This is a genomic window from Pseudofrankia asymbiotica, assembly GCF_001983105.1.
Classification (GTDB): Bacteria; Actinomycetota; Actinomycetes; order Frankiales; family Frankiaceae; genus Pseudofrankia; species Pseudofrankia asymbiotica.
Window position 1 is genome coordinate 72946 of record NZ_MOMC01000043.1, and the last position, 12578, is coordinate 85523.

Genomic DNA, 12578 nt, shown 5'->3' on the forward strand with positions numbered 1-12578 from the left:
CGAGCCGACAACGCGACAGGCGCCCCGCCGTTCCGAGCGGGGCGCCTGTCGTGGTCGGAGCGCGGCACAGCCGCCAGCGCCGGCGTGCCGGGCTGCTGGGCCCGCCCCGCCGATCGGGTCAGAACCGGATGACTCCGCGCAGGTTCACGCCGGCGTGCATGTCGGCGTAGCCCTCGTTGATCTGGTCCAGCGTGTATTCCCTGGTGATGATCTCGTCAAGGTGCAGCTGACCCGCCCGGTACTGGCTGAAGATCCGATCCACGTCGGCGAGCGGGCGCGTCTGCCCGAAGACGCAGCCCAGCAGCCGCTTCGCCGACAGGAAGAACTGCGAGATCGRCAGCGTGATGGTGGTGTCGTCGTACCGCGCGACCGCCGTTGGCACCACCGCACCGCCCTTGCCGACGAGCTCGGCGACCTGGCCGATGAGCTCACCGGTCATGACCCCGACGGTGATGATGGCCGAGTCGGCCATGGCGTTGCGGGTCAGCCCGGCCAGCAGCGGCCCCGCCTCCTCGACGGAGGCGGCGACGTGGGTGGCGCCCAGCTTGAGCGCCTGCTCCCGCTTGAACGCGACCGGGTCGACCGCCACGATTTTCGCCGCGCCGGCGATCCGCGCGCCCTGGACCGCGTTGATGCCGACCCCGCCGGCACCGACGACCACGACCGTGTCGCCCTCGCGCACGGCGGCGACCCGCACGGCGGAGCCGTAGCCGGTGACCACGGCGCAGCTGGTGATCGCGGCGACCTTGGCGGGGATGTCCCGCTCGTAGGGGACGACACGGTGCTGCTTGACGAGCGTGTACTCGGAGAAGGTGCCGAGCTGGGCGTAGGCGCCGACGCCCCGGCCGTCAGGGGTGCTGAACGCGTAGGTCCCGTCCCCGCGTACCCCGGCCATGACATCGGCGTTGGCCTCGCATATGTAGCCGCGGCCGTCCGCGCACCAGCGGCACTTCCCGCAGGTCGGGGTGGCGACGAGCAGGACGGCGTCGCCCACGGACACCCTGTCAACCCTGGGGCCAACCGCGACGACCTCACCGGCGCCCTCGTGACCGCCGACGACCGGGGGCGGTACCGGGAAGTCACCGGTGATGTTGTGGTCGTCGCTGTGGCACAGGCCCGCGTACTCGAGCTTGACGAGGACCTCTTCGCCCACCGGCTCGGCGATCTCGAGCTCGGTGATTTCCCAGGGCTTTCCTGGCCCCCAGCACACAGCCGATCGCGTCTTCATGATGAGTATCCCTTCGGGCCGCGCCACCGCCGTCGTCGTCGGGGCGCGGTGTGGTCGGTATTGGAGATCCGGTCGACGCACCGGGGCCGGTCAGTCCAGGAGCTTGATGGCCTGCACCGGGCACGAGTCGGCCGCGGCCTGGACGTCGAACCGCAGGTCCTCGTCGTACTCGGCGTCGTACTCGAGCCGGTCGTCGTCGTTCATCCGGAAGACGGTCGGCGCCGCGAACACGCACTGGGCGTGGTCCTCGCAGACGTCCAGGTCCACAGAGACGTGGGGCATATCAACAGCTCCAGAAGGCAGAACTCGTCGCGGTTACGGGCCGCCCAGGGACAGGACCGGGCGCAGGGCCGGGGGAACACACACGGGGCATGAGGAAGGCGGAACGCGCGGAGGCGGGCGGCGAGCCCCCGGCTCGGGGGCGTCCGACTAGGCCACGGCCGCGGCCGCCGCGGCCGCCGCGGCCGGCCGCCCGCCCTCCCGTGACCCGGGCGTGAACACGGCCGGCAGGTGCATGAGGCCGTCGATCGTCTTGACCGTGTGGTAGCGGTCCACCGCGGACTCGTCGATCTGATAGTCCGGCATGCGGCGCAGCACCTCGCGCACCATTGTCCGGAACTCCATCCGGGCGATGTGCTGGCCGAGGCAGCGATGGGTGCCGTTCCCGAAGGACAGGTGCCGGTTCGCCTCGCGGCGGTCCAGCCGGACCTCATAGGGGTCGGCGAAGACCGCGGGGTCGCGGTTCGCGGCGGCCCACCACATCATCACGGACTCGCCACGCCGCACGGGCTGCCCGGACAGCTCGGTGTCCTGCGTGGCCACCCGGAAGATCTGCACATTGGGCGTGAAGACCCGCAGGAACTCCTCGGTGGCCGTGGCGAAGTAGGCGTCGTCGGTGAGCAGCCGCGCGCGGTGCTCCGGGTTGTGGTGCAGCCAGCGCAGCGTCTGCAGGGTCAGCGTCGCCGTGGTGTCGCCGCCGCCGAGGATGAGCGACATGAGGACGCCGACGACCTCGTCCTCGCTGAGCTGGCGTCCCCTGACGTCGCCCACCAGCAGCCGGTCGATCAGGCCGCCTTCGCCCGGGTTCTTCTTTCGCTCGCTGACCAGGCCGATCACGTCCGACTGGATCTCACCGATCCCCGCCATCGCCTCGTCGAAGCCGGGCTGCCCGGGAGCGAGATAGGAGGACTCGTGCGAGACCTTCGCGTAGAGCGGGAGCCGGTCGGCCGGCAGCCCGATGAGCTCCATCGTGGCGCGCACCGTGGTGATCGCGGCGAGGTCCTCGGAGAAGTCGACCCGCCCGGTCTCGATGACCGCGTCGAGGCACTCGGTGACCATCTCGAGAAACCGCGGCTCGAACTGCTTCGCACCGGCGGGCGAGAACGCGGGCCCGCACAGCTGGCGGATGAACTGGGTGAACGGGCTGTGCGACTCGATCGGCAGGGTGCGCACCGGGCCGGGCGGGCGCTGCACTCCCTGGCCGAGGCCGCCGCCGTCCTCCCTGCGCTCGTGATCCTGGGTGAAGTAGTCGTCGTCCCGGGCGACCCGGGCGACGTCGGCGTGGCCCGGCGTCACCCAGAACCCGCCGTGGTGCTCGCTCCAGGCGACCGGGCAGCCGCTGCCGCGCAGCTCGTCCGCGACCTGATGATAGGAGTCCGCGTACTCCTGGCTGTGGTGGTCTAAGTCAATCGTTCGGCGATCCGTCATGCGAGATCCCTGCCTTGGTTCTGGCTAACACGATCGCCCCGGGTGCTGGCGCGCCGGGTCTCCCAGACACCAGGTACTTCGGCGAGGGCGTGCGGAGCGTTCACGCGGACTCCGGCGCGACGGACGCCGCACGCGCGTCGCCGGTCGAGGCGAGCACCTCGCCGTGGCTCGCGTGCGGCCGACCGTCCAGCAGCGCCGCCAGCTTCGGCTGCCAGGCCCGGAACGCCTCGGTCTCCCGATGCGCCAGCCGCGCCGGCTCGTCGACGTACTGCTCGTAGACGAGGAACTGTCGGGACTCGGCCGCCAGCCGCACCACGGTGTACGCCAGCGCCCCGGGTTCCGTGCCCGCGCCCGCCACCAGCTGCCGCAGGATGTCCGCCGCCTCGTCCTCTGTGCCGGGCAGCACCGTCAGGGTCGCCACGATCGCGACCGGGCCGGCGGCCGCGCCGTCGGATCCGGGCATGCGCACCTTCCTTCCTTCTCGGGAGCCAGACGCCGGCACGGGGTCATCGCCAACGCCGGAACACTCAGAACTCAGAGGTTCGGGGTGACCTCGCGGATCGCCTCGACGCCGTCCCAGTCACGCGCCGCGGCGCTGATCAGGTCGAAGAACGAGCGCAGCCCTGGGATCTCGATGAGCTCGAGCAGTGGCTCGGAGCCACCGGTGCGGCCCAGGTAGCAGAAGTTGATCGTGGGGCCGGCGTCGCCCTCCTGGACGAGCTCCAGGCCGCCGTCCATCAGCCGCCGCTTCGTGTCCTGGTAGTCCTCGACGAACCGGCCCACGTGGTGCAGCGAGCCGAGGCCGTGCGGCAGGACGTCCCGGTAGGCCGAGGGGACGTCGTTGAGCAGCTGGATGAACTCGACCTGGACGCCGCCGGCCTGGGCCAGTGCCGTGGAGCTGACGACAGCGGTGCGCTCCCCCTTGAAGAAGAGGTTCCGCGTCGCCGACCGGCGCAGGTGGAAGAACGGGCCGACGCCGAGCACCGACGCCCAGTACCGCATGGACGCCTCGATGTCGGGGACGACGAAGCAGATCTGGTCGACCCCCTTCCCGGCGCCAGGGATCCCCAGCGCCGGGAAGGGGTTGGCCTGCGAAGTCACGGACGCCTCCTGTGGTGGTCGCTTGGGCGCACGGCCGTCAGCCGGCCGCGAGCGTGGTCCGGAAGTCCCGCGCACCACTGGCGATGTCGGCGGGGACCTCGTGGTGGAACAGCGCAGCCGGTCACGGCCGTGACGGCCCGTGGCTCACCCGGCGGATCATCACTAACTCCCGAACGGCTGGCCGTCCAGGAACGTCGCCTTCTGCTCGACATAGGCGTTCATCCCCTCGGGCCCGAACTCCCGGCCGTAGCCGGACGCTTTGAAACCGCCGAACGGCACGCCGATGTCGACGGTGAGCGCGTTGTTCAGATGCACCGATCCGGCGCGGATGCGGCCGGCGACCGCCGCGACCTCGGCGTCGTCGGCGCCGAACACCGCGCCGGACAGGCCGTAGGCCGTCCCGTTGGCGATCCGCACGGCGTCGTCGACGGAGTCGTAGGGCAGGACCGTCAGCACCGGGGCGAAGATCTCCTGCTGCGCGATCTCGGCGTCCGGCTCCACGTCGCAGACGATCGTCGGTGCCAGGTAGAAGCCCCGATCCAGGCCGTCCGGCCGGCCGCCACCCGCCACCACCCGGGCGCCGCCGGCCTGCGCGGTCTCCAGGATCTTCTGCACCCGGGTGTAGTGCGCGCGGAAGGCCAGCGGGCCGATGTCGGTGCCCGGGTCGCGGGGATCTCCGACCACCAGCTTGCCGACCGCGTCCGCCACGGCCGCGACGATTTCCTCCTGCCGGTCGCGGGGGACCAGCATCAGGGTCATCGCGGCGCAGGCCTCGCCGTTGTTGAGGGTGAACCCGGGAGGCACCGTCTCCACCAGCCGGTCGAGCGGCGCGTCCGCGAGGACGATTCCGGCCGACTTGCCGCCGAGCTCGAGGGTGACGCGCTTGAGCGTCTCCGCCGCGGCGCCAGCGATGATCTTGCCGGTGTGGTCGCTGCCGGTGAAGGCGACCTTGTCGACGCCCGGGTGCCGGACCAGCGCGTCGGACGCCGCGATGCCGGCCGGAACCACGTTGAGAACGCCACGCGGCAGGCCGGCGTGCTCGGCGGCGTCGGCGAAGCAGCGCAAGCTCAGCGCGTTGAGCGGCGACGGCTTGAGGACCATGGTGCACCCGGCGAGCAGTGCCGGGACGATCTTGCTGGCCGAGAGGCTGACCGGTGCGTTCCACGGCACGATCCCGGCCACGACGCCGATCGGCTCCCGGGTGATGCGGGTGTGCACGCCGGACACGCCGACGCGCTCCTCGGCCCACGGGTAACCCTCGTACGCCTGCTCCCAGTAGGCCACGTGGTAGGCGACCGAAGCGACGCCGCCGACCGACAAGCCGACGGGCAGGCCGACCTCCTGGACGACCAGGTCCCCGTAGGTGGCCGCGTTCTCGGTCAGGAACTGCGCCATAGCCTTCAGATAGGAGAGGCGTTCGGCGTGGGTGAGGGAGGTCCAGGCGCCGTCGTCGAACGCGCGGCGGGCGGCCGTGACGGCCGCGTCCATCGTGGCCGGGCCGGCGAGCGCCACACGGGCGAACACCTCCTCGCGGGCCGGGTCCTCCAGATCGGTCCATTCGGCGTCGTCGGGACGGACCCAACGCCCGTCAAGGTAGACATCTTCAGCTGTGATCATGGCCATCCACTCAAGCAGATTGGATCCTGGATTCTTACTCTAGTTCGACGGACGCGCCGCGCCTACCCGTCCGGGCCCGGAAGCCGGGGCCTGGCTACCGGCCCGCCAGCCGCGCCACGACCGGGGCGAACGCCTCCAGGTTGTCCTCACGGACCGTGATGTAGGAGAAGCCGTAGCGCTCGCGCCGCTCGACCAGCCGGTCGCAGATCTCGTCCACCGAGCCGATCAGCACGTGCGGGTGGTCAAGGGTGTCCCGGGGCGACAGGTCGAACATGCCGCGACTGGCGGCCCCCAGGTTCGCCACCGCCCCCTCGGGGTCGTCGGTGATGATCGTGAAGAAGGCGCCAACCTCCAGCGTCAACTGATCGAACCGCTCCCCCGCGGCCTCGCGCACCCAGCCGATCTTCTCCGCGGTCGCCTCGGCGGTGGCCGAGCGCACGCCCTCGGAGCCGAGCTTGCCCGTGGCGTTGTTGAGGTTGATCGCGACGACGTCGGCGGCGCGGGCCGCGGTTTGCAGGACGACGCGCCCTCCCCCGCCCACCGCGATCTCCGGCTGGCGCGCGGGCGTGGGCACCCCCTCGAAGCCGCTGGCGTGCACCCCGTGCTCACCGCGGACGTCGACCTGGCCCGGGCCGAAGCATGCCCGCAGCACCTCGATGACCTCCGCCATCCGGCGGATGCGGACACCGGGGCGGTCGAGCGGGATGCCCATCGCCTCGTACTCGGCGGTGATCCAGMCGGCGCCCAGGCCGACCTCCAGCCTGCCCTCGCCGAACAGGTCGATCGTGGCGAGCTCCTTGGCGAGCACCACGGGGTTGTGGTAGTCGACGCACAGCACCCGGAAGCCGACCACGAGCGACGACGTCGACACGATCGCCAGCGTCGCCGCGGGGATCGCCGCCACGGTCTGGACGGGGTGGTTCGCCGCGGTCATGGCCGGGCCGGGCCCGAGATAGTGGTCGTTGTACAGGAGGCTGTAGTAGCCGAGGTCCTCCGCGGCACGCGCGCGTTCGCGGATGTCCTTGGCGGAGGCGCCGCCGCKCGACATCACACCGAACCGGAACGGCTTGGCCATGCGGTTCTCCCGTCCGGCGTCCGGCGTCCGGCGGACACCACAGCATTTTTGGATGTTGGATTCAGGATCCTAGAAGCGCCCCGCGCCGCCCGTCAACGGACCGATCGACCCTCGGACACCAGCCGGCGCACCCCCCGCCACCGCCACACAGCCAGCGACCACGGCGAGTCCCGCTGACACCGCGCATCGGGCGTGCCGCACGAAGGCCTGCCCGCAAGGCGGGACCCCGTATCCACGATGCTGGAGAGTACCGTGGCAGGCGTCACAGGTCGGGACATCGCCCCACCCGTCGACTCTTCCGACCATCGCCCACGTCACTCAACAGAGGTATCCTGGATCCAGTATCGAKCATGCGTTGCGGGCGAGGAGGACCCATGACCACGACAGAGGTGAAACGCGTCGCGACGTTCCTGCCGGATCCGGAGCCGCGCGAGGTCAGGAACCTGCTGATCTCGACCGATGACCACCTCGTCGAGCCACCGGACATTTTCGACGGCCGGATCCCCGCCGCGCTGGCGGACAGGGCTCCCCGGCTCATCGAGCGTGACGGCATCCAGAGCTGGCTGATCGAGGACATGGTCCTGCCGAACGTCGGCCTCAACGCCGTCGCGGGCCRCCCTCCGGAGGAGTGGAACTACGAGCCGCAGAACTTCACCGACTTCCGGCTCGGCTGCTATGACATCCACGCCCGCATCCGGGACATGGACATCAACGGCGTCTACGCCTCGCTCTGCTTCCCGTCGCAGATCGCCGGGTTCGGCGGCGCCCGGTTCGCCGAGCTGAAGGACCCCGACCTGGGCCTGGCACTGGTCCGCGCCTGGAACGACTGGCACATCGACGAGTGGGCCGCGCCCTACCCGGACCGCATCATCCCGCTGCAGATCGCCTGGCTGCGTGACCCACGGGTCGCGGCGGCCGACATCCGGCGCAACGCCGAACGCGGCTTCAAGGCCCTGAGCTTCCCGGAGAGCCCACGCCACCTGGGGTACCCGAGCCTGCACTCCGACCACTGGGACCCGATCATGCGGGCCTGCGCCGAGACCGGGACCGTGATCGCGCTGCACACCGGCTCGGCCGGCCGGATCCTGACGGACCCGGAGGCGCCGGCGAACGCCGCCGTGTCGCTGTTCCCCGCCTACTCGCTCGTCTGCGCCGTCGACTGGCTGTGGTCCGGAATCCCCAGCCGCTACCCCGACATCAAGATCGCGCTCGCCGAGGGCGGCATCGGGTGGGTACCACAGCTGCTGGACCGGCTGCGCTGGTGCGACACCCACTCCGGCGTGGCCTTCCTCGACGGCTGGAAGGACACGACCATCCGGCCGATCGACGTGCTGCGCCGCAACTTCTACTACTGCGTCCTCGAGGACCCGTCGGCGATGCCGTACCTCGACGACATCGGCGTCGACCACATCACGATCGAGGTCGACTACCCGCACGCGGACGGCACCTGGCCCGACTCGCAGGCCTACGTCGAGCGCATCGTCACCGGGCTGCCCGACGACGTCGTCCGCAAGATCACCCACGAGAACGCGGCCGCGTTGTTCCGCCACCCGCTGCCCGCGAAGGTCGCCGCCTGATGGCCACCCCGGGGACGGTCTTCCAGCCGGACACGCTGGCCGGGCGCCGCGCGCTCGTGACGGGCGGGAGCCGCGGCATCGGCGCCGAGATCGTCACGACGCTCGCCTCGATCGGCGCGGAGGTCCGGATCGCCTCGAACGACGCCGAGGGCATGGAACGCGTCGTGCGTCAGGTGAAGGAGGCCGGTGGCACGGCGTCGGCCGTCTTCGTCGACCTCGCCGACCGGTCGGCGGTCGCGGACCTCGCCGCGGCCAACACGGACCTCGACATCCTCGTCAACAACGCCGCGCCCGACCAGAAGCCGATCCCGTTCTCCGCCACCCCGGACGAGGTGTGGGATCTGCACTACACCCTCAACGTGTTCACGCCGGTGTCGCTGATCCGCACGATCGCGCCCGCGATGGCGGAGCGCGGCGGCGGCTCGGTCGTCTGCACGTCCTCCATCTCCACCCACACGCCGGCGCCGGCCATCGCGCCCTACGCCTCCAGCAAGGCGGCGATGGAGACCATCATCCGCGTGCTCGCGATGGAGTTCGGCCCGCGCAACGTCCGCTGCAACGCCGTCGCGCCCTCCATGACGCCGACCGAGCGCATCGCCGGGATGCTCGCCAATCCGGACTTCCGCGCCCGGGCCGTCAGCCGGGTGCCGCTCGGCCGGCTCTGCGAGCCGTCCGACACCGCGGCCGCCGTGGCGTGGCTCTGCTCGGACGCCGCGCCGTTCGTCAACGGGCAGGTGATCGTGGTCGACGGCGGGGCGACCGCCGGTCTGTTCATGCCGATGCCCACGTCCTCCTGACCTGGCAACACGGCGCCTGCGCACGCCGAGAACGCCTCGGCGTGCGCAGGCGCGCCCATCGAGCGAGAAAGGCAGCACAGGTGGACGTCGAGCCCCGCCTGCTCGTGGACGGAAAGCTGGTGCCGGCGGCTACCGGCCGGACCTACGACAACATCAACCCCTACACGGAGGCCGTGCTCGGCAGCGCGCCGGACGCCGGCCCCGACGACACGGACGCGGCCCTCGCCGCCGCGCGCCGCGCGTTCGACGCCACCGACTGGTCGCGCGACCACGCGTTCCGCGCGCACTGCCTCCGCCAGCTCCAGACGGTGTTCCGAGCGAACGCCGAACGGCTCCGGGAGGTTCTGCTCGACGAGGTCGGCTGCCCGGTCTTCATGACGCGCCAGCTCCAGCTGGACGCGACCATCGACGAGATCGAGTACTGGGCCGGCCTGGCCGAGAACTACCCGTTCGAGACCAGCATGCCGCCGGTCACCAGCCCCGGCGGGACGAACAACCGGACGGTGCTGCGCGAGGCGGTCGGCGTCGTGGCCGCCATCGTCGCCTACAACTACCCGTTCCAGCAGATCATGCTGAAGCTCGGACCGGCGCTCGCCGCTGGCAACACCGTGGTGCTCAAGCCGTCGCCGCTCACGCCGTGGACGGCGAACCTGGTCGCGGCGCTGGCGACCGAGACCGACCTGCCGCCGGGCGTGCTGAACATCCTCACCTCGGCCGGCGACGAGGTCGGCAGGACAATAACCTCGGACCCGCGGGTCGACCTTGTCGCCTTCACCGGCTCGACCGCCGTCGGGCGGGCGATCATGGCGGCGGCGGCGCCGACGGTGAAGAACCTCGTACTCGAGCTCGGCGGCAAGTCCGCCAACGTCGTGCTCGACGACGCCGACATCGAGGCGACCGTGCGGGCCAACGTCGTGCGGGTGTCCCGGCACTCCGGGCAGGGATGCAGCAACCTGACCCGTCTGCTGCTCCCCCGGTCCCGCTACGAGGAGGGACTTGAGATCGCCGCCGCCACCGCGCTCCAGATCCCCTGGGGCGACCCGCGCGACGAGCGCACCCACATGGGGCCACTGATCAGCGCCGCGCAGCGGGCGAGCGTGCTCGCCCGCGTCGAGCGCGGGCTCGCCGAGGGCGGGCGGCTGGTGGCCGGCGGGCACGCCATCGGCGACCACGGCTACTTCGTCGAGCCGACGGTGATCGCCGACGTGGACCCCGACGCGTCGCTCGCCCAGGAGGAGGTCTTCGGCCCGGTCCTCGCGGTGATCCCCTACGACACCGACGACGAGGCGGTCGCGATCGCGAACAACTCCGTCTTCGGGCTGGCCGGCGCGGTCGCCTCCGCCGACCAGGACCGGGCGGTACGGATCGCCCGCCGGCTGCGCACCGCGCTGGTCGACGTCAACGGGGCCACCTACTACAGCGTCGACACGCCGCGCGGCGGGATCCGCCAGAGCGGTGTCTCCGACGAGTACGGCGTGCCCGGGCTGGAGGCCTACCTGGAGACCAGGATCATCAGCACGCCCGCCACCCCCGGGGCCTAGCCCACACGCACGCAGGCCCGCGGCCCGTCCTCGGTGAGAGGACGGGCCGCGGGCCCTGGCGCCGGTCCCGACGGGCCACGGCGCGCGCTGGGTGCGGCCGCTACCGGCCCTGGTACCTCGGCGTCGGCTGGCGCGCGGCCGCCGCGGCCCAGGCCGCCTTGGTGTCCTCGGTGCTGCGCAGCAGGTACGCGTACGCCCGCTCGAGCTCGTAGTCCTCGTCGACGTCCATGGCGCGGTTGACCAGGCGCTTGGTGAGCGCCATCGTCAGCGGCGGACGGGCGGCGATGTCCGCGGCCAGCGCCAGCGCCTCCTTGAGGCACGACTCGACCGGCACGACCCGGTTGACGAGCCCGCGCGCGAGCGCCTCCTGCGCGTCGATCTTCTTGCCGGTCAGGGCCAGCTCCATCGCCAGGTGCTTGCCGATCATCTTCGGCAGGTAGTTCGTCGTCGTCGCGAACGGGTTGACACCCAGCTCGACCTCGATGGCGCCGAAGACCGCGTTCTCGCCTGCGATGATCAGGTCGCACATGTGCGCGAGCTCCCAGCCCCCGCCGAGCGCGTACCCGTTGACCGCGGCGATCAGCGGCTTCTTGAACGCCATCAGCGTCTTCCACATCAGGCCGTACGAGTAGTCGTACGCGAGCCGCTGGGGCATCGTGGCGTTCGCGTCATACTCGGTCCGCGGCTTGGGCTTGTTGCGCAGGTCGGCGCCGGCGCTGAAGGCGCGGCCACGACCGGTGATGACCACCACCCGCACCTCGGGGTCCCGGTCGAACGCGGTCAGCGCCGCGCTGATCTCGCTCTCGGTGGAGAGCGGGTCGATGGGGTTGAGCCGGTCGGGCTGGTTCAGCTCCAGCAACGCGACGCCCTTGTCGTCCTGGGAGACGACGATCTTCTCGAACTCGGGTTCAGTCAACTTTGCCTCCTTGGATCCAGGATACGGTAGCGAGATTCGGTCGGCGCGTCGATACAGTCCGCACCACATGACATCTTGATATAGTTTCACTATATTGACTATGGTCATGCATAAGCGAGATCTTGCCGGCGCATGTACGCGGCACCCGGTCCGAGCGCGTGGGAGAAGCGATGGGCACGAAGGCAGCCATAGTCACCGGCGGATCCAAGGGCATCGGAGCCGCGATCGCCGAGCGTCTCGTCCGCCAGGGAACAGCCGTGATGATCACTGCCCGGAAACGCGAGCCGCTGGAGCGGACGGCCGAGCGGCTGCGGGCGCTGGGCGGCGGCGAGGTCGCCTTCCAGGTCGGCCACGCCGGCAGCCCCGAGGACGCCGAGGCGTGCATGGCCGCGACGATGAGCGCGTTCGGCTCGGTCGACATCCTGGTCAACAACGCGGCGACCAGCCCGTACCACGGCCCGGTCATCGAGGTCGACATCCCGCGGCTCGACAAGACGATCGAGGTGAACCTGCGCGGCCCGCTGCTGTGGAGCCAGGCCGCCTGGCGGGCCCACATGGGACGCCACGGCGGCTCGATTCTGAACATCTCCTCCATCGGAGGCCAGGCCTACACCAGCGACAACGGCGTCTATGCCATGACCAAGGCCGGGCTGGACTTCCTCACCCGCTTCCTCGCCGTGGAGCTCGCGCCGACGGTGCGGGTGAACGCGATCGCCCCAGGCCTCGTCGCCACCGAGATGGCCGAGGCGCTGTGGAACGGACCCAACGTCCGGGTGCCGCCGATGGGCCGCGTCGGCACCCCCGAGGACATCGCCGCGGCCGCCGTCTACCTGCTCGGCGACGAGGCCGGCTGGGTCACCGGCCAGGTTCTCGACGTCGACGGCGGTGCCCTGATCTGCGACTTCGAGCGCTACCGCCGCCGGCCAAAGCCGGCGGTCCCGCTGCCTGCTCCCGAAGCGGGCGCCTGAACAGTCGTCCGGCCGCCGTGACGCCATGTCAGCGGGACGGCACCTCACCAC

At 71.1% G+C, this 12578-nt stretch carries 12 protein-coding genes; 4 read left to right on the forward strand and 8 right to left on the reverse strand.

What is annotated here, in order from left to right; all coding sequences use genetic code 11:
* Positions 1-118 precede the first annotated feature (118 nt).
* The 7 genes from BL253_RS21015 to BL253_RS21045 form a co-directional block, all read right to left on the reverse strand.
* Positions 119-1228 (reverse strand): NDMA-dependent alcohol dehydrogenase, encoded by a 1110-nt coding sequence (locus tag BL253_RS21015; RefSeq protein WP_076818837.1) that lies wholly within the window; start codon positions 1226-1228, stop codon positions 119-121.
* Between the two features lie 90 nt (positions 1229-1318).
* On the reverse strand, positions 1319-1510 hold the full coding sequence (locus BL253_RS21020) for a ferredoxin (RefSeq protein WP_076818838.1): 192 nt from the start codon (positions 1508-1510) through the stop codon (positions 1319-1321).
* Between the two features lie 147 nt (positions 1511-1657).
* Entirely contained in the window at positions 1658-2935 is a 1278-nt protein-coding gene (locus BL253_RS21025) for a cytochrome P450 (RefSeq protein ID WP_076818839.1), read from the reverse strand.
* Positions 2936-3035: 100 nt separating this feature from the next.
* Entirely contained in the window at positions 3036-3398 is a 363-nt protein-coding gene (locus BL253_RS21030) for a putative quinol monooxygenase (protein ID WP_076818840.1), read from the reverse strand.
* A 71-nt stretch (positions 3399-3469) separates the two neighbouring features.
* Positions 3470-4036 (reverse strand): VOC family protein, encoded by a 567-nt coding sequence (locus BL253_RS21035; RefSeq protein WP_081438511.1) that lies wholly within the window; start codon positions 4034-4036, stop codon positions 3470-3472.
* Between the two features lie 162 nt (positions 4037-4198).
* Positions 4199-5653 (reverse strand): aldehyde dehydrogenase family protein, encoded by a 1455-nt coding sequence (locus BL253_RS21040; protein ID WP_076818899.1) that lies wholly within the window; start codon positions 5651-5653, stop codon positions 4199-4201.
* A 94-nt stretch (positions 5654-5747) separates the two neighbouring features.
* A complete protein-coding gene (locus tag BL253_RS21045; protein WP_076818841.1) occupies positions 5748-6728 on the reverse strand; it encodes a TIGR03621 family F420-dependent LLM class oxidoreductase in 981 nt (326 codons plus the stop codon).
* A 374-nt stretch (positions 6729-7102) separates the two neighbouring features.
* Between BL253_RS21045 and BL253_RS21050 the strand changes: the two genes are divergently transcribed.
* From BL253_RS21050 to BL253_RS21060, 3 genes are all read left to right on the forward strand, one after another.
* A complete protein-coding gene (locus BL253_RS21050; RefSeq protein ID WP_081438513.1) occupies positions 7103-8305 on the forward strand; it encodes an amidohydrolase family protein in 1203 nt (400 codons plus the stop codon).
* A complete protein-coding gene (locus BL253_RS21055) occupies positions 8305-9102 on the forward strand; it encodes an SDR family NAD(P)-dependent oxidoreductase (protein ID WP_076818843.1) in 798 nt (265 codons plus the stop codon). Before BL253_RS21050 ends, BL253_RS21055 begins: the two co-directional genes overlap by 1 nt.
* A gap of 80 nt (positions 9103-9182) precedes the next feature.
* Positions 9183-10643: an aldehyde dehydrogenase family protein gene (locus tag BL253_RS21060; RefSeq protein ID WP_076818844.1), complete on the forward strand. Its 1461-nt coding sequence runs from the start codon at positions 9183-9185 to the stop codon at positions 10641-10643.
* A 100-nt stretch (positions 10644-10743) separates the two neighbouring features.
* Here BL253_RS21060 and BL253_RS21065 read toward each other — a convergent pair whose 3' ends face one another.
* A complete protein-coding gene (locus BL253_RS21065; protein ID WP_076818845.1) occupies positions 10744-11559 on the reverse strand; it encodes an enoyl-CoA hydratase/isomerase family protein in 816 nt (271 codons plus the stop codon).
* A gap of 170 nt (positions 11560-11729) precedes the next feature.
* Here BL253_RS21065 and BL253_RS21070 point away from each other — a divergent pair, with 170 nt between their 5' ends.
* Complete coding sequence (locus BL253_RS21070) at positions 11730-12527, forward strand: SDR family oxidoreductase (RefSeq protein ID WP_076818846.1); 798 nt, start codon at positions 11730-11732, stop codon at positions 12525-12527.
* Positions 12528-12578: the final 51 nt, after the last annotated feature.